At 70.9% G+C, this 16,319-nt stretch carries 16 protein-coding genes; all 16 read right to left on the bottom strand.

Going from position 1 to position 16,319, the window contains the following annotated elements:
• Positions 1–410: flavodoxin-dependent (E)-4-hydroxy-3-methylbut-2-enyl-diphosphate synthase (locus tag ACFZDC_RS08715; protein ID WP_391321583.1), on the bottom strand; the 410-nt coding region annotated here is incomplete at its 3' end.
• A 4-nt stretch (positions 411–414) separates the two neighbouring features.
• Positions 415–1,437, bottom strand: a complete 1,023-nt coding sequence (gene hpnH / locus ACFZDC_RS08720) for an adenosyl-hopene transferase HpnH (RefSeq protein WP_391321585.1) — start codon at positions 1,435–1,437, stop codon at positions 415–417.
• Between the two features lie 5 nt (positions 1,438–1,442).
• Positions 1,443–2,084 carry a 1-hydroxy-2-methyl-2-butenyl 4-diphosphate reductase gene (locus ACFZDC_RS08725; protein WP_391321587.1) on the bottom strand — a complete coding sequence of 214 codons (642 nt, stop codon included), beginning with the start codon at positions 2,082–2,084 and terminating at the stop codon, positions 1,443–1,445.
• Positions 2,085–4,136 (bottom strand): squalene--hopene cyclase, encoded by a 2,052-nt coding sequence (shc, locus tag ACFZDC_RS08730; protein WP_391321589.1) that lies wholly within the window; start codon positions 4,134–4,136, stop codon positions 2,085–2,087.
• Between the two features lie 116 nt (positions 4,137–4,252).
• Positions 4,253–5,317: a polyprenyl synthetase family protein gene (locus tag ACFZDC_RS08735; RefSeq protein ID WP_391322177.1), complete on the bottom strand. Its 1,065-nt coding sequence runs from the start codon at positions 5,315–5,317 to the stop codon at positions 4,253–4,255.
• 68 nt (positions 5,318–5,385) lie between these two features.
• Entirely contained in the window at positions 5,386–6,813 is a 1,428-nt protein-coding gene (gene hpnE / locus ACFZDC_RS08740; protein WP_391321591.1) for a hydroxysqualene dehydroxylase HpnE, read from the bottom strand.
• A complete protein-coding gene (locus ACFZDC_RS08745) occupies positions 6,810–6,968 on the bottom strand; it encodes a DUF6380 family protein (protein ID WP_391321594.1) in 159 nt (52 codons plus the stop codon). The genes hpnE and ACFZDC_RS08745 overlap by 4 nt, the downstream gene beginning before the upstream one ends.
• A complete protein-coding gene (gene hpnD / locus ACFZDC_RS08750) occupies positions 6,968–7,918 on the bottom strand; it encodes a presqualene diphosphate synthase HpnD (protein WP_391321596.1) in 951 nt (316 codons plus the stop codon). Before hpnD ends, ACFZDC_RS08745 begins: the two co-directional genes overlap by 1 nt.
• Positions 7,915–8,811 carry a squalene synthase HpnC gene (hpnC, locus tag ACFZDC_RS08755; RefSeq protein WP_391321598.1) on the bottom strand — a complete coding sequence of 299 codons (897 nt, stop codon included), beginning with the start codon at positions 8,809–8,811 and terminating at the stop codon, positions 7,915–7,917. The genes hpnD and hpnC overlap by 4 nt, the downstream gene beginning before the upstream one ends.
• Before the next feature lie 361 nt (positions 8,812–9,172).
• Positions 9,173–9,970 carry an ATP-binding cassette domain-containing protein gene (locus tag ACFZDC_RS08760; RefSeq protein ID WP_391321600.1) on the bottom strand — a complete coding sequence of 266 codons (798 nt, stop codon included), beginning with the start codon at positions 9,968–9,970 and terminating at the stop codon, positions 9,173–9,175.
• A complete protein-coding gene (locus tag ACFZDC_RS08765) occupies positions 9,963–10,892 on the bottom strand; it encodes an ABC transporter permease (RefSeq protein ID WP_391321602.1) in 930 nt (309 codons plus the stop codon). Before ACFZDC_RS08765 ends, ACFZDC_RS08760 begins: the two co-directional genes overlap by 8 nt.
• A 102-nt stretch (positions 10,893–10,994) precedes the next feature.
• Positions 10,995–11,867 (bottom strand): glycosyltransferase, encoded by an 873-nt coding sequence (locus tag ACFZDC_RS08770; protein WP_391321604.1) that lies wholly within the window; start codon positions 11,865–11,867, stop codon positions 10,995–10,997.
• Positions 11,868–11,872: 5 nt separating this feature from the next.
• Positions 11,873–12,652 carry a CDP-alcohol phosphatidyltransferase family protein gene (locus ACFZDC_RS08775; RefSeq protein WP_391321606.1) on the bottom strand — a complete coding sequence of 260 codons (780 nt, stop codon included), beginning with the start codon at positions 12,650–12,652 and terminating at the stop codon, positions 11,873–11,875.
• Complete coding sequence (locus ACFZDC_RS08780; RefSeq protein WP_391321607.1) at positions 12,630–13,691, bottom strand: iron-containing alcohol dehydrogenase; 1,062 nt, start codon at positions 13,689–13,691, stop codon at positions 12,630–12,632. Before ACFZDC_RS08780 ends, ACFZDC_RS08775 begins: the two co-directional genes overlap by 23 nt.
• Positions 13,679–14,431, bottom strand: a complete 753-nt coding sequence (locus tag ACFZDC_RS08785; protein ID WP_391321609.1) for a sugar phosphate nucleotidyltransferase — start codon at positions 14,429–14,431, stop codon at positions 13,679–13,681. Before ACFZDC_RS08785 ends, ACFZDC_RS08780 begins: the two co-directional genes overlap by 13 nt.
• Complete coding sequence (locus ACFZDC_RS08790; RefSeq protein WP_391321612.1) at positions 14,428–16,209, bottom strand: DUF5941 domain-containing protein; 1,782 nt, start codon at positions 16,207–16,209, stop codon at positions 14,428–14,430. The genes ACFZDC_RS08785 and ACFZDC_RS08790 overlap by 4 nt, the downstream gene beginning before the upstream one ends.
• Positions 16,210–16,319 lie beyond the last annotated feature (110 nt).

The following is a 16,319-nucleotide window of genomic DNA, read 5'->3' on the forward strand; positions in this document are numbered from 1 at the left end:
TTCGCGGCCTTGGCGATCTCCTTGACCTTGTCGTCGAACTGCTTGATGTTGCCGGGGTTCACCCGGACCGCGGCGCAGCCGGCCTCGATGGCCGCAAAGACGTACTTGGGCTGGAAGTGGATGTCCGCGATGACCGGGATCCGTGACTTGCGGGCGATGGTCGCGAGGGCGTCGGCGTCGTCCTGGGTGGGGCAGGCGACGCGGACGATCTGGCAGCCGGACGCGGTCAGCTCGGCGATCTGCTGCAGGGTGGCGCCGACGTCGGACGTACGGGTCGTGGTCATCGACTGCACCGAGACGGGCGCGTCTGCGCCGACCGCCACCGGCCCGACCTGGATCTGCCGCGCCACGCGCCGCGGTGCGACCGGCCGGGCCGGTACCTCGGGAACGCCCAAGGGAACGGCGGTCACGGCGTCACTCCCGGTTTCCGGAGACGGTCTCGCGCATGGCCCGCAGCGACTCCTTCAGGGAGCCCATGGTGGCGAGGACGGCGGTGGGCTCGTAGCCGCAGTGCGCCATGCAGTTGGCGCAGCGCGGGTCCTTGCCGCGGCCGTACTTGTCCCAGTCGGTCTCATCGATGAGTTCGCGGTACGTGGGCACGTACCCGTCGCTCATCAGATAGCAGGGACGCTGCCAGCCGAAGAGCGAGTAGTTCGGGATCGCCCACGCGGTGCACGGGAAGTCGACCTTGCCCTCGAGGAAGTCCAGGAAGAGCGGGGAGTGGTTGAGCCGCCAGCGCCTGCGGTTGCCGCCCGCGAAGGCCTTCTTGAACAGCTCGCGGGTCTGCTCGACGCCGAGGAAGTGCTCCTGGTCGGGCGCCTTCTCGTAGGCGTAGGCGGGCGAGATCATCATCTCGTCGACCTTCAGGTCGTCATTGAGGAAGTTGAGCACCTCGATGATGGTCTGCGGGGTGTCGGTGTTGAAGAAGGTCGAGTTGGTGGTCACCCTGAAGCCGCGCCGCTTGGCCTCCTTGATGGCCTCGACCGCCTCGTCGAACACACCTTCCTTCGCAACGGACTCGTCGTGCCGCTCGCGCAGCCCGTCGATGTGCACCGCGAAGGCGAAGTAGGGCGACGGCTTGAACTTGTCCATCTTCTTGCGCATCAGCAGGGCGTTGGTGCACAGGAAGACGTATTTCCTCCTCGCCACCAACTGCCGCACGATCTCGTCGATCTGAGGATGCATCAACGGCTCGCCGCCGGCGATGGACACCATCGGCGCACCGGACTCCAGCACCGCGCCGACGGCCTGGGCGACCGGCATGCGCTGCTTGAGCACACCGGCCGGGTGCTGGATCTTGCCGCAGCCCTCGCACTTGAGGTTGCAGGCGAACAGCGGTTCCAGCTCGACGATGAGCGGAAACTTGTCCCGCCTGCGGAGCTTCTGTTCAGCCAGGTATGTAGCGACCTTGATGGACTGACGCAACGGCATGGCCATCTGGCTCACCTCCGGGGGAGCAGCAAGGAACGGTGCCATTCGAAAAAAGCAGGAAGGATGGAACGAAGAACGCGGAAAGCTGATATTCCACCGCGCACCGTGCCGATCCGGACGAGTTCGTGTTCTGGAGCGTCCACGACCACCCGTACGGCCGCAACCGGGCGCTCGCCCGTGCGGACGGCGCTCAGGAGCGTGGCCGCCGATTCCATGTCGACGGCCATCGCGCCCGTCGCGAGCAGGTCGGACCGCTCCATTCCGCGGACGACGTGGTCGGAGCCGGTGAGCGGGCCGGTGTGGACCGTGCGTCCGGGCAGGATGCGCACGAGTTCCTTGACCAGCAGGTCGGTTCCCACGCACGGGACGGTCCCGCGCGGGTCCCGGGTCTCCTCGGCGACGACCAGGTCGCCGGGGTGCATGCCGGGCGCGAGGCCGGCACAGAAGCCGGTGGCCAGTACGGCGGCCTGGGTGAGGGCCGGGCCGGCCAGGTGGCCGGTGATGGAGCGTTCCGCCGCCTTGGAGCCCATGCCCGTGCGGACGAAGGTGACCGGCCCGCCGGCACCGCCGCGGTCGCCGGTGCGCAGGGCGAGGTGCTCGATGCCGAGCGCGCAGGCGATCAGCAGCGGGGCCGGGGCGGACTGGGCGCTCATTCAGCTCGCCTTGGCCTCGGACAGCGGTTTCTTGGCCTCGGGGAGATGCTTCCTGGTCGTCGCGAGCGGCGGGCGGTCGAAGGGGTCGCCGTGCAGGTACCGGCCGAGCGCGGTGAGCGGGAACACCTGCCGGTAGAGGTGGTAGTTGATGGAGAAGTCCCAGGGGAAGCCCGTGCCCGTGAAGTAGGGCTCGTCCCAGGAGCCGTCCTCGCGCTGGGTCTCGGCCAGCCACCGGATGCCGCGCTCGACGGCCTTGGAGCCCTTCTCCCCGGCCGCGAGCAGCGCCATCAGCGCCCAGGCCGTCTGGGAGGCGGTGGAGGCACCGCGGCCGCTCCACTCCTTGACGTACTTGTAGGAGCGCAGGTCCTCGCCCCAGCCGCCGTCGTCGTTCTGGACGCCCTCCAGCCAGGCCACCGCCCGCCGGATCGCCGGGTGGGAGCCGGGCAGGCCGACGGCGGTCAGGGCGGGCACCACCGAGCCGGTGCCGTAGATGTAGTTGACGCCCCAGCGGCCGAACCACGAGCCGTCCGGCTCCTGTTCGGCGAGCAGCCAGTCGATGCCGCGCCGAGTGCGCGGGTCGTGGGCGAGGCCCTCGGCGGCGAGCATCTCGACCACGTGCGCGGTGACGTCGGCGGACGGCGGGTCGATGACCTCGCCGAAGTCGCAGAACGGCAGCCGGTTCGGGAACGGGCTGGTGTTGTCGACGTCGAAGGCGCCCCACGCGCCGTTCTTCGACTGCATCCCGAGGTTCCAGCGGACGGCCCGCCCGATGGCCCGGTCCACGCGCTCCGGGTCGTGGTGTTTGACCCGGCGCAGTGCGAGGGCGACCTCGGCGGTGTCGTCGATGTCCGGATAGTTGTCGTTGTGGAACTCGAAGGCCCAGCCACCGGGCGGCAGTAGGGGACGTTTCACGGCCCAGTCGCCGGGCCGGACGATCTCCTCGCCGAGCATCCAGTCGGCCGCCCTCACCAGTTGCGGATGGTCGACGGGCAGGCCGGCGTCGACCAGGGCGATGGTGGCGAGGCAGGTGTCCCAGACCGGGGACTGGCAGGCCTCGATCATCCGGGCGCCGTCCTCGCGCCACACGGCGAAACGGTCCAGCGAGGCGAGGCCCTCGCGGATCACCGGGTGCTGGAGGTCGTAGCCGAGCAGGTGCAGCGCGATGATCGAGTACACGGCCGGGGGCTGGATGCCGCCCCAGCAACCGTCGTTCTCCTGCCGTTCGATGATCCAGCGGGCGGCCGAGTTCAAGGCGGCCTTGCGGAGTCTGCGCGGGGCGACCTTGCGCAGTCGGTGCAGCGCCTTGTCCAGGCGCTGGAAGGCGCCGTCCCAACTCGCCACGGGGGCGACGGGCTTGGCCGGGTTGGGGTCGGCCGGGTCGGTGTGCAGCTCGTCCAGCGGGAAGGGTGCCGGGCGGACCGGGCGCTTGGCCGAGACGATGGTGAGCGGCACGATGGTCTGCCGGGCCCAGCATCCGAAGTCGTAGATGTTGAGCGGCATCCAGGCGGGGAAGTAGATCAGCTCCGGCGGGAGTTCGGGCAGGTGCTCCCACTTCCACCAGCCGAACAGGGCGAGCCAGATCCGGGTGAAGACCCGGGAGGCCGCGATGCCGCCGCGCTCGCGGACCCAGGCCGAGGCCTTCGCCATGTGCGGGGCGTCGGGCGCGTCGCCGGCCAGCCGGAGGGCGACGTACGCCTCGATGGTGGTGGACAGTTCGCCGGGACCGCCGTAGAAGGTGGCCCAGGTGCCGTCCTCGCGCTGCTCGCCCCGGATGAACAGGGCGGCGGCCTGCGTCGTCGCCTCGTCACGGATGCCCAGGAACTGACGGAGCAGCAGGTCCTCGGCGTCCATCGTGACGTTCGTCTCGAGGTCGCCCTTCCACCAGCCCTGGGCGTCCTGCCGGGCGAGCAGGAAGTCGGTGGCGCGCCTCGCGGCGTGTTCGGCGGCTTCTTGTACCCCGGCCGCCGCGGGGATGGTGACGTCGGTGTCGCTGGCCGCGGCAGCGCGGGGCGGCAGGGTCGCCCCGGTGCTTCCGTCGGTCGTCGCTGTCATGGCTTCCCCTTCGTGCAGTCGTGCGAGTCGTGCTGCTGTGGGTCCGCCGTCGGCCGGTGTCCGTCGTCCCAGGACACCGGCCGGCGACTACGCGAGGGCTGTTCGACCGATAAAGATCATCTCTTTCGTACGACGACGAAGTCGGCGAGCGCCGCGAAGGCGGCCCGTACCCGGTCGGGCATGTCGACCCCGTCGAGGGCCTCGACGGCGATGGTGTGCTGACGGCGGGCTTCCTCGGCCGTCCACTCACGGCCGCCGGCCTCGTCGATCAGGGCGGCGCGGGCCGCGAACTCCTCCTCGGAGAAGTTCTCGAAGTCGCTGCTCTTGGCGTCGGCGGCGAGGATCTCGCCGAGCCGCTCGGAGGCGGAGCCGCCCGCCGCGAGCGCGGCCACCACCGGCAGGGACTTCTTGCGCTGGCGCAGGTCGCTCCAGGTCTGCTTGCCGGTGGCCTCCGGGTCGCCCCAGATGCCGAGGAGGTCGTCGACGGCCTGGAAGGCGAGGCCCAGGTGGTAGCCGTACTTCTCCAGGGTGTCGGCGGTGCGGTCGTCGGCGCCGCCGAGCACCGCGCCGACGGAGCTGGAGGCGGCGAGCAGGGCACCGGTCTTGTTGCCCTCCATCTCCAGGCACTCCTCGACGCTGACGCGGTCGCGGTGCTCGTAGGAGATGTCCTGCGCCTGACCGTCGATCAGGGCGCGGGTGGCGGTGGTCAGCCGGCGGGTGGCCCGGCCGGCCTCGACGGTGCCGAGTTCGAGGAGGACCTCGTTGGCGAGGGCGAACAGGGCGTCGCCGACCAGGATGGCCTGGGCGGGGCCGTGCACCTTCCAGACCGTGTCGCGGTGCCGGCGCTGCTCGTCGCCGTCCATCAGGTCGTCGTGCAACAGCGAGAAGTTGTGGACGAGTTCGACGGCGACGGCCCCGGGGATGCCCACCTCGGGTGCGGCGCCTGTGACCTCGGCGGAGAGGACGGCGAGTGCCGGGCGCACGGCCTTGCCGCCGTCTCCGTCGGCCGGGTTGCCGGCGGCGTCGATCCAGCCGAAGTGGTAGGCGGCGACGGTGTCCATGGGAGGCGCCAGGCGGTCGACGGCCGCACGCAGGACCGGTGTGGCCAGGGTCCGGCCGCGCTCCAGAAGCGCGGTCACGTCCACCGCGGTCCTCCGAGCGGGCGTCGAGGCCGGGGGCACAGTGGGCACAGTCTCTCCTCTTGTCGCGGTACCGGGGGTGCGGGGCCGGGCCGCGCGCTGATCGGGCATCAGGCCGCCTCCTCGAACGCGAAGAGGCGGCTCGGGCGGGGCCGGCCCAGGGCGCTCAGCGCGGCGTCGGCCGCGCTCACTCCACTGCGGACCGCACTCTCCATGGTCGCGGGCCACCCGGTGGCGGTCCACGCTCCGGCCAGGTACAGGCCGGGGGCCTTGGTGCGGGCGCCGGGCCGCAGCCGCCCGACGCCGGGGGCGGGGGCGAACGTGGCCGTCCGCTCCCGAGTGACGAAGAAGTCCTTCACCACCGCGCCGCGCGTACCCGGAATCAGTCGCTCCAGCTCGGGCAGGTATCGCTCGCGCAGCGCGGCGACCGGCGCGTCGATCTCGTCCCGAGCGGCCGACTGGGACAGCGCCAGGTACTGCCCCGCGCCGAGCCCGGACGCGTCGGTCCGGTCGAAGACCCACTGCACGGGGGTGCCGAGGGCCGCGAAGAAGGGCCTGGCGAGCACCTTGCGGTCATAGACGACGTGCACGTTGAGGATCGGCGCGGTGCCGATCCTCAGCAGCTGTTCCGGGGCGTCGAGGGCCCCGGACGGCAGCAGGTCGTACGCCTCGCGCTGGGGTACGGCGAGGACGACCGCGTCGGTCCGGAGCGTCTCGCCGGGAACCTGAACGCTCCAGCTCCCGTTTTCGTTGTAGGAGACGGAGGTGACGCGTGTACGGACCTCGGTACGGACGCCCGCGGAGTCGAGCGCCTTGCGGGCCAGCCGGTCGTGCAGTTCGCCCAGGGGAACGTGGGCCCAGCCGATGTCGGCCGCGCCCGGGTCGGACAGCAGACCGGTCTTGAACACCATCGCGGCGAGCCCCAGCGAGGCGTCGCCCGCGACCGCGTTGAGGGTGGCGACCCCGACCAGGTCCCACAGGGCTTCGACAGCACGCGCCGACTGGCCGTGGGCGGCCAGCCAGCTGCCGAAGTCCTGGGTGTCCAGGGCCGGATCGGCGAGGTCGAGCCCCTTGAGCGCGAGCGCGGCCCGCCCGACCGCGGCCCGCTCGGCGAGCGAGAGATGCGGATAGGTGGCCAGGCTGCGCCCCAGGTGGAGGGGGACGAGCAGCGGGTCGCGCCGCAGCCTGCCGAGCCGCCGTCCCTCGGGCCTCGCGACGTCAACGACGGGCACGTCCAGACGGTCCTGCAGCGGTGCCAGCGCCGCGCCCTCGATCCGGTCGAGGAACCACCGGTAGGCGGTGCAGCAGCGCAGGTACACGTGCTGGCCGTTGTCGACGGTCAACTCGCCGCGCTGGAAGGAGAAGGCGAGGCCGCCCAGCCTCGGCCTGCCTTCGAGCAGGGTGACCCGGACACCCGCGTCGGCGAGCGCGAGCGCCGCGGTGATCCCGGCGAGGCCGCCGCCGACCACGACGGCGCTGCGCCCTTCCGGTGCCGGGGTGTCGGCGTGCGCCTCCGTGTGGCATGAGCCGTCGCTCATCGTGCGTCCTTCCGTGCGGGACGAGCGTGCTGGATGAACGGTGCACGGTCGGCCGTCGCAGTCAGGGACGCCACGCCGCAGCGGAGGGTTGCCCGCCGCACCGGGTCGTCGGAGCCGACTGGTGCCCCGGCAGGCACCAGCTCCAGGGAGCCCATCAGGCGCGCCTCCTGACGGTGCGCCGGGAAACGTGCCGGGTGTCGAGTCCGGACAGTCCGCGTACGGCGACGTAGGCCTTCTCGCGTCCGGGCAGCGAGACCCGGCCGCGCAGCACGGCCTGCGGGTCGCGCTCGATGCGGTCGAGGAGCCGGCGGTAGATGCCGGCCATGGCGGCCACGCAGGCGCCGCTGCGCCGGTCGAGCATGGGCAGCAACCGGTAGCCCTCGGCGAAAAGGGCGCGGGCCCGTCGCACTTCGAAGTGCACGAGGCCCGCGAAGTCGGAGCCCTCCGGTGGTGTGGGCCCCTCGAACCCGGCCGAGCAGCCGAACTTGGCCAGGTCGTCGGCGGGCAGATAGGTACGGCCGCCCTGGCCGTCCTCGCGGACGTCCCGGAGGATGTTGGTGAGCTGGAGCGCGAGCCCGAGCGTGTCGGCGTACTCGGGCGCGCGCTCGGCGCCCCGCGCCCCCGGTTCCGTACCGAACACGCCGAGCGAGAGGCGGCCGATGGCACCGGCCACGCAACGGCAGTAGACCTTCAGGTCGTCCCAGGTCTCGTAGGTCTCCCCGCGCACGTCCATCTGAACGCCGTCGATCAGCTCGTCAAGACCGCCGAGCGGGATCGGGAAGGCCCGCGAGGCGTGGGTGAGGGCGACGGCCACCGGGTCGGTGTCGTCCTCCTCGACCGCGTCCTCGCGGATTCGGTCGAGCAGCGCCCGGGTGTCCTCGAGGCGCGCCACCTTGACCTCACCCGGCAGGTCGCCGTCGCCGATGTCGTCGACTCGTCGGGAGAAGGCGTACAGCGCCGACATGGCCCGGCGCTTGGGTGTCGGCAGCAGCCGGATGCCGTAGGCGAAGTTGCGGGCCTGCTGTCCGGTGATGGCCTCGCAGTAGCTGTAGGCGGCGAGTACCGGTGCCGACACGTGCGGCGGAGACTCCACGGTCCGGATCACCCCTCTCCTCGCAGGATCACGCCCACCTCACGCAGCAACTGGACCGTGCCGGGCTTGGGCGGGCCGGGAAGTACGTCGTATTCGGCGGCGGCGATCGCCCTGATCGCCGCCCTTCCCCCCGCCACGAACCCTGCGAGCAGCAGCTTCAACCTGCCGTGGACGCTACCCACCAGGGGGGCGCCTTCATTCAGCAGATCGCGGGCGCGTTGCGCTTCGTATGCAACCAGGGCGCGCACCGATGCGCCCGCGGTTTTCACGGAGAGATCCGTTTCCCGCACGTGGAAGCGCTTCATGTCCTCGGCGGGCAGATAGATCCGGTCGCGGCCGAGGTCCTCGGCGACGTCCTGGAGGTGTTCCACGATCTGCAGCGCCGTGCAGATCGCGTCGGAGAGACGGATCCGCTCGGGTGTCGAGGTGCCGGTGACGGCGAGGACGAGACGGCCGACGGGGTTGGCGGACAGTTCGCAGTAGGCGAGGAGGTCGTCGTGGGTCTCGTACCGTGCGACGAGCTGGTCCTGCCGGTTGGCGGCGATCAGGCCGAGGAAGGGCTCGGGAGTGAGCCGGTGGCGGCGGACCGTGGGCTGTAGCCGGCGCAGCAGGGGGTGACGGGGTGTGCCGTCGAAAACACGCCGCAGGTCGGCCTCGAAGGCGTCGAGGAGGACCAGGCGGTCCTCGGCGTCCGTGGCCGACACGCCCAGCACGCGCGCGTCGGCTCCGCCGGGGGCCAGATCGCCGTCGCCGATGTCGTCCACGAGGCGGGCGAAGCCGTAGACGCCCATGAGGTCGTCGCGCCAGGCCCGGGGCAGGAAGAACGGGGCCACGGGGAAGTTCTCGCTCGCGGCCTTGTCCAGTGTGGCGCGCTCCAGATCGGGCGCCGTGTCGGTTCCCGTCACCGCGCGCTGCCCGGGGCGGGGACGGCACATGCTGCGTTGAGCTGGGGAGTTTCCGTAGCCATTGCCGTCACATCTCCCGTTCTACACTGCCGACCCAATACACACTATTTCGGACACGCCGCCCGGCCGTCCGTGGGGCTGCCCCGGCGCGGGGTGCCGCGCATTATCGCCCTACTTGCCGCTTTCCGGCACCGGTACAGCTTACGTTGTACAACGCAGCGTGGTCCGTCGGGGTGTCCTGCACATCACAACAACACACCGATTGGCGTCAAGATTCCTAAGGCTGACCGGAGTTGACGTTTCCTTTCCAGACGCAGGGCCCCGCCGGACGGTTGCCGACGGGGCCCTGGCCGAAACCGGGCTACTTGCCCGTGAACTTCTCGTACTCCTTGAGGACCTCTTCGGTCGGGCCGTCCATGCGCAGTTCGCCGCGCTCCAGCCACAGGACGCGGTTGCAGGTGTCGCGGATGGACTTGTTGTTGTGACTGACCAGAAACACCGTGCCGGCCTCCTTGCGCAGTTCCCGGATCCGCTCCTCGGAGCGCTTCTGGAACTTGCGGTCACCGGTGGCCAGCGCCTCGTCGATCATGAGGACGTCGTGGTCCTTGGCGGCCGCGATGGAGAACCGCAGCCGGGCCGCCATGCCGGAGGAGTAGGTGCGCATCGGCAGGGTGATGAAATCGCCCTTCTCGTTGATGCCGGAGAAGTCGACGATGTCCTCGTAGCGCTCCTTGATCTGCTCCCGGGACATCCCCATGGCGAGCCCGCCGAGGATGACGTTGCGCTCACCGGTGAGGTCGTTCATCAGGGCCGCGTTGACACCGAGCAGCGAGGGCTGGCCGTCGGTGTAGACCTTGCCCTTCTCGGCGGGCAGCAGGCCGGCGATGGCGCGCAGCAGCGTGGACTTGCCGGAGCCGTTGGAGCCGATCAGGCCGATGGCCTCGCCGCGGTAGGCGACGAAGGACACCCCGCGCACGGCGTGCACCTTGCGCACACCCCGCTCCGCCTCGTCGGAGCCTCGCTTCAGGATGCGGCTGAGGGCGGCCGTGGCACTGCCCTTGCCGGTCTTCGCGCCGTTGACCCGGTAGACGATGTGCAGGTCGTCCGCGACGACCGTCGGGCGTCGCTCCGCGCCGTCCTCGGGATTCAGCTCAGCCACGGCCGTACCTCTCCTCCGCCTTCCAGAAGTACACGAAGCCGCCGGCGAAGACGACCACCGCCCAGAACAGGGCGATGGCCCACACGTGCGGCGGCAGGTTGGAGGCGCCGTATCCGTCGATCAGCGCGAAGCGCATCAGGTCCATGTAGACGGCGGCCGGGTTGACCTGCAGCAGGCGGACCACCCACTCGGGACGGCCTTCCATCATCTTGCTGATGGAGAACATCACGCCGGAGGTGTACATCCAGGTGCGCAGGACGAACGGCATCAGCTGGGCGAGGTCCGGTGTCTTGGCGCCCATGCGGGCCACGATCAGCGCGAGCCCGGTGTTGAACAGGAACTGCAGCACCAGCACCGGGACGATCAGCAGCCAGGACAGGCTCGGGTAGCTGCCGAAGCCGATCGCCACGATGAACATCACGATCATCGAGAACAGCAGCTGCTGCAGTTGCTGCAACGAGAAGGAGATGGGCAGCGAGGCCCGCGGGAAGTGCAGGGCGCGCACCAGGCCCAGGTTGCCGGAGATCGCCCGGACGCCCGACATCACCGAGCTCTGCGTGAAGGTGAAGACGAACACGCCCGTGACCAGGAACGGGATGTACACGTCCTTGGACATGCCGCGGCTGGCGTGCAGGATGACGCCGAAGATGAAGTAGTAGACCGCCGCGTTCAGCAGCGGGGTCGCCACCTGCCACAGCTGGCCGAGCTTGGCCTGGCTGTACTGGGCGGTCAGCTTCGCCTGGGAGAAGGCGAGGATGAAGTGGCGCCGCCCCCACAGCTGACGGACGTACTCGACGAGGGTGGGCCGGGCGCCGCTCACGGCGAGCCCGTACTTGGCGGCGAGCTGGGCCGCCGTCAGTCCCTCGTCGGGCGACGGGGCCGCGCTCACCGCGACACCGCCGTCGTGCGTTGTCTCACTCACAGGTGGAAGCTTTCGTCTTCGAGTGCGTCGTGTTCGTCGTTCGAGTGCGTCGGATCCGTCTCCGGGTGCGCGGTGCGTGCGCTGCCCACACGGTCGAGCTTGTCAGATGACGGGGGGCCGGCCCAGTCGGGTCAGCCGCCACACCGTACGCCACCGCATGGGGCGGCGGGGCCCGCACGAGGTGGTCCAGCCCTCCTTGAAGCCGCCGAACCAGGCCTTCAGGGCCGGTCCCGAGGGGCGGCGCAGCAGGGTGAGCAGCAGCCAGACCCCGAGGTAGACGGGGACCAGAGGCGCGGGAAGGTTGCGGCGGGCCAGCCAGACCCGGTTGCGGGCGACCATGCGGTGGTACACCGCGTGCCGCGAGGGCGCGGTCGTCGGGTGGTACAGCACCATGTCGGACCGGTAGTCGATCATCCAGCCCGCGTCGAGGGCCCGCCATGCGAGGTCGGTTTCCTCGTGAGCGTAGAAGAATGCGTCCGGGAGTACGCCGGCTTCGGCGAAGACGCGGGTGCGGACGGCGTTGGCACCGCCGAGGAAGGTGGTGACCCGGGAGGAGCGCATCGGGTCGGAGGCGCGCAGCCGGGGCACGTGCCGGCGCTGGGTCTCACCGGTCTCGGGGTCGGCGATGCGGAAGCTGATGATGCCGAGCTTCGGATCGGCCTCGAACGCCGCACGGCACAGCTCGGCGGTGTCGTGACGGGCGAGCAGGCCGTCGTCGTCAAGGAAGAGCAATATGTCGACATCGCGGCCGCTGGGGCCGAAGGCCTCTATGCCGACGTTGCGGCCCCCGGGGATGCCCAGGTTCTCGGGCAGTTCGATGGTGCGTACGCCCTCGGGGACGTCCGGGACGGGCGAGCCGTTGCCGACGACGACCACCTCGACACGGTCGCCGTCCTGCTTGGCGACGGAGTCGAGGAGGGCCCGCAGCTCCTCGGGCCTGTTGCCCATGGTGATGATGACCGCGCCGACCTTCATGCCGCTCACCTCAGCCTGCTGGAGGCCAGGATGGACACCAGGTGCAGCACGGTCTGCAGCATGGCGACGCCGGCGAGCACGGCGGTGCCGAGCCGGGTGAAGAACAGGTCGCCGTGGATCTGGTCCGCGATCGCGAGGACCAGGATCAGCAGCGAGGCCTCGATGCCGAGGATCAGCCGGTGGAACTTCAGCGCCGAGGCGGCCCGGCGCGCCAGCGCCATGCCGGAGGAGCGTGGCTCGGCGGCGGCCTCCTTGACCGGCGGCATCCCGGCCTGGTGCCGGGCGACACCGACGAGGTCGGTCTCGGCCTTGATCAGGATCGCGCCGAGGGCGGCGAGGGTGCCGAGGAAGGCCCACAGCCAGTCGATACGGCCGCTCCCCCACAGGTCGGCGGCGCGCAGGCCGAGGCCGACCAGGACGGCTGCGTCGGTGAGGTAGGCGCCGACGCGGTCCAGGTAGACCCCGCCGAGCGAGTACTGCTTCCTCCAGCGGGCGATCTCGCCGTCGACGCAGTCGAGCAGCAGGTACAGCTGGGTGGCGACCACGCCGAGCACGGCACCCGCGATCCCCGGCACCAGCAGGGCCGGGGCGGCGAGCACACCACAGAGGGTCATCAGGTACGTGAGCTGGTTGGGCGTGACCCTGGTGTTCACCAGGTAGCGGTCGACGCGCAGGGACACCTCGCGCATGTAGAGGCGTCCCGCCCAGTGCTCACCGCTGCGCCGGTCCTTCACCCCCGCGGGGTGGACGACCGGACGGAGTTCAGCTACCGATGGCCTTGACATAGTCGGCGTAGATGTCCTTGATCTGGTTCGTCTTGAGGTCGAGGTGCTCGAGGATCGTGTAGCGGCCGGGCCTGGTCTCCGGGGCGAACTCCACGGCGCGGACGAACTCGTCCATGGTGAAGCCGATCTCCTCCGGCAGTACCGGCAGCCCGTGCCGGCGCAGCACCTCGGCCATGTACGCCGACTCCTCGTGCGCTCCGCGCAGGTACATCGCGAAGGCCGCGCCCAGACCGCACTGCTCGCCGTGGGCGGCCGCCCGCTGCGGGAAGAGCAGGTCGAAGGCGTGATTGATCTCGTGGCAGGAGCCGGAGCACGGGCGGGAGTCGCCCGACACCGACATCGCGATACCGCTGAGGACCAGCGCCTCGGCGAGCACCTGGAGGAAGTCGTTCTCGCCGATGCCGCCCGGGTGCCGGAGCACGGCTTCGCCGGCCTGGCGGGCCATGGCCGCGGCGAGACCGTCGATCTTCTCGCCGTGGACGCGGTTGGACAGCTCCCAGTCCGCGATCGCGTTGATGTTGGAGATGGCGTCGCCGATGCCCGCCCGCACGAAGCGGGCCGGCGCCTCGCGGATCACGTCCAGGTCGATGACGACCGCGATCGGGTTGGGCACGCCGTAGGAGCCGCGTCCCGCGTCGTTGTCGAGGGTGGCGACCGGCGAGCACAGGCCGTCGTGCGCGAGGTTCGTCGGCACCGCGACCAGCGGCAGGCCCACGCGCGCCGCGGCGAACTTGGCGCAGTCGATGATCTTGCCGCCGCCGAGACCGACCACCGCGTCGTAGCGGCTGGACTGCATTTCGCCGGCCAGGCGGATGGCGTCGTCGAGGGTGCCGCCGCCGACCTCGTACCAGGTGGCACCCGGCAGCGAGGGGGCGATGCGTTCGCGCAGCTTCGCGCCGGAGCCGCCGCTCACGGCGACGGCGAGCCGGCCCGACTGCGCGATGCGCTCGTCGGCGAGGACACTGGCCAGGTCGTCCAGGGCACCCGGGCGGATGTCCACGACGACCGGCGAGGGAATCAGCCGGGTCAGTAGTGGCACGCGATCGTCCGTCCCTTGGCGAGGTCGTCGTGGTTGTCGATCTCCACCCACGGGACGTCGCCGATCGGCGCGACGTCGATCTTGAAGCCCCGGTTCACCAGCTCCTGGTATCCGTGCTCGTAGAACTGCTGCGGGTCGGTCTCCCAGACCGTCTTCAGCGCGTCGGCGAGCTCCAGGGCGGCGTCGCCCTCGATCAGGGTGACGCCGATGTACTCGCCGGTGGCCTCCGCCGGGTCCATCAGCTTGGTGATCTTCTGGACGCCCTTGTCGGGGTCGACGACGACCTTCATCTCCTCGTCGGCGAGGGATTTCACGGTGTCCAGGGCGAGGATGATCTTCCTTCCCTCGCCACGGGCGGCGAGGAGCGTCTTCTCGACGGAGACGGGGTGGACGGTGTCGCCGTTGGCGAGGATCACGCCGTCCTTGAGGGCGTCACGGCCGCACCACAGGGAGTAGGCGTTGTTCCACTCCTCGGCCTTGTCGTTGTCGATGAGGGTGAGCTCGAGGCCGTACTTCCGCTCCAGGGCCGCCTTGCGCTCGTAGACGGCCTCCTTGCGGTAACCGACGATGATCGCGACCTCGGTCAGACCGATCTCGGCGAAGTTGCCGAGCGTCAGGTCCAGGACCGTCGGTTCGCCTTCCATGCCCGCCGGCCCTACCGGCACCAGAGCCTTGGGCAGGGTGTCGGTGTAGGGGCGCAGGCGCCGTCCGGCGCCGGCCGCCAGCACAAGGCCGATCATGCGGGTTCTCCTTCATCGTGTACGGCGGGCGCCCCAGCGGACACCCAGAAGCGGATGCTCTCGACGAGCACCACCAGGGCGACGGCCACGGCGAGTACCGTGAGCGCGACCTTGAACTGCGAGGCGGTGAGGACCGCTGCCAGGACGGTGACGAGCAGCGTCCGGCCTTCTTGCCCCCCGATGGCGCGCACCAGCCAGGCAGGCGACGCTCCGGCGTTGCCGCGGATGCGGTACACCGTGTCGTAGTGATGGTAGGCGACTGCGGCCACCAGGCCGAAAGCCGCAGGGAGGGCCCCGTTCACCCCCGCTTTGCTCGCTAGGACGAGCACGGTGCCGTACTCGGCGGCCCGGAACAGCGGCGGGATCAGCCAGTCGAGGGCGCCCTTGAGGGGGCGGCACAGCGCCCAGCCGGAGGTGGCTGCGTAGACCGCGGCACCCACGGCGGGGTCACCGGTGATCAACAGGTTCAGGGCGAGGACGGCCACACCACCGAGCGCCACCAGGAGCGGGGCGCCGGGGCGGACGCGCGTCAGGCGGACCACGAGGGCGGCGAGCGGTCCGTTGTCGGCGAGGTCCGCCAGCGCCTGGGCCGCCCGGTCGGTGCGCCGGGCCTTGCGGGTCACCGAGCGCAGCACACGGCCGGCCGTGGTGTAGGTCGCGGCGAAAGCGCAGCCGATGAGCAGCACGGAGAAGGTGATGCGGGGCGTGGTGGCCGCCGTCAGGACGGCGATCATCGCCCAGCGCTCGCCGATGGGCAGCACGATCATGCGGCGCACCCAGACCGTCCAGCCGACGCTGTCGAGCTTGCCGGAGAGGGCGGCGGTGGGGCTGGTGTTGGCGGTGGCGTCGTGGTTGGCCTCGTTGAAGGAGAAGTCCACGACGTGGCGGCAGGTCTGCAGGATCATCGCGCCGAGGGCGAGGGCCCACACGTCGTCGCCGCCGCGGGCCGCGCCGAGGGCGAGTCCGGCGTAGTAGGCGTACTCCTTGGCCCGGTCGAACGTGGCGTCGAGCCAGGCGCCGAGCGTGGAGTACTTCAGGGCGTAGCGGGCGAGCTGGCCGTCGGTGCAGTCCAGGACGAACGAGGCGATCAGCAGCACACCGGCCGCGATGAAGCCGCCGCGGGTGCCCGTCGCCGCGCAGCCGGCCGCTATCAGGGCGGTGAGCAGCGAGGCCGTGGTGACCTGGTTGGGCGTCAGCCCCCGGCGGGCGCACCAGCGGGCGATGTACCGCGAGTACGGGCTGATGCAGAACGTGGTGAAGAAGCCGTCGCGGGACTTCACGGCCGACTTCAGGCGTACCGCCTCGTCGTCGACGGAGGCGACGGCCTGCCGTGCCTCGTTGCGGGCCTGCGGGTCGGCCGGGACGGCGGCGACCAGGCTGCCCAGCTCGGGCCGGTGGACCTCGCTGCCGTCGGCGCCGAGGGCGGTGACGACGCGGTCGGCGACGCTGTCGAGGGCGAGTGCCGTGCCGCCGCCCGTCGAGGTCTCGCGGGCCAGCGCCCGGGTCAGCGCCTGCCGGGCGGCCGGCTGGGCGGTGACGGCGCCGGGGACGGCGGCGAGCGGGAAGCGCGGGTCGGTGAGGCCGAGACGCAAGGCGTGCGGATGGCCGACGAAGCGGGCGTCCACCAGGGCCACGCGCCGGTCGGCCGGGACGGCCGCGAGCAGGGTCTCCGCCTCGGAGGCGTCGCCGGCCACGCGCACGTCGAAGCCGAGGGACCGCAGATCGTTCTCGAGCGACGATCCGGGGACCGGCTGACCGGTGACGATGGCGGTCGACAACCGAACTCACTCCCTGATTGCCGGCGCATCCGCGCCGGTCCTCTGCATCGTGGGGCGCCCCTGCCTGCGGCACGCGGGCGGCATGTCGGCAGAGGCTATCGGATGACCGG

Origin of the sequence: Streptomyces sp. NPDC007905, from assembly GCF_042959345.1 — a bacterium.
Taxonomy (GTDB): domain Bacteria; phylum Actinomycetota; class Actinomycetes; order Streptomycetales; family Streptomycetaceae; genus Streptomyces.

Excerpts from the sequence above, each read along its gene's own strand:
- hpnH (WP_391321585.1), bottom strand. The coding sequence starts at position 1,437 with ATGGCCATGCCGTTGCGTCAGTCCATCAAGGTCGCTACATACCTGGCT.
- ACFZDC_RS08725 (WP_391321587.1), bottom strand. The coding sequence starts at position 2,084 with ATGAGCGCCCAGTCCGCCCCGGCCCCGCTGCTGATCGCCTGCGCGCTC.
- shc (WP_391321589.1), bottom strand. The coding sequence starts at position 4,136 with ATGACAGCGACGACCGACGGAAGCACCGGGGCGACCCTGCCGCCCCGC.
- hpnE (WP_391321591.1), bottom strand. The coding sequence starts at position 6,813 with ATGAGCGACGGCTCATGCCACACGGAGGCGCACGCCGACACCCCGGCA.
- ACFZDC_RS08745 (WP_391321594.1), bottom strand. The coding sequence starts at position 6,968 with ATGGGCTCCCTGGAGCTGGTGCCTGCCGGGGCACCAGTCGGCTCCGAC.
- ACFZDC_RS08770 (WP_391321604.1), bottom strand. The coding sequence starts at position 11,867 with ATGAAGGTCGGCGCGGTCATCATCACCATGGGCAACAGGCCCGAGGAG.
- ACFZDC_RS08775 (WP_391321606.1), bottom strand. The coding sequence starts at position 12,652 with ATGTCAAGGCCATCGGTAGCTGAACTCCGTCCGGTCGTCCACCCCGCG.
- ACFZDC_RS08785 (WP_391321609.1), bottom strand. The coding sequence starts at position 14,431 with ATGATCGGCCTTGTGCTGGCGGCCGGCGCCGGACGGCGCCTGCGCCCC.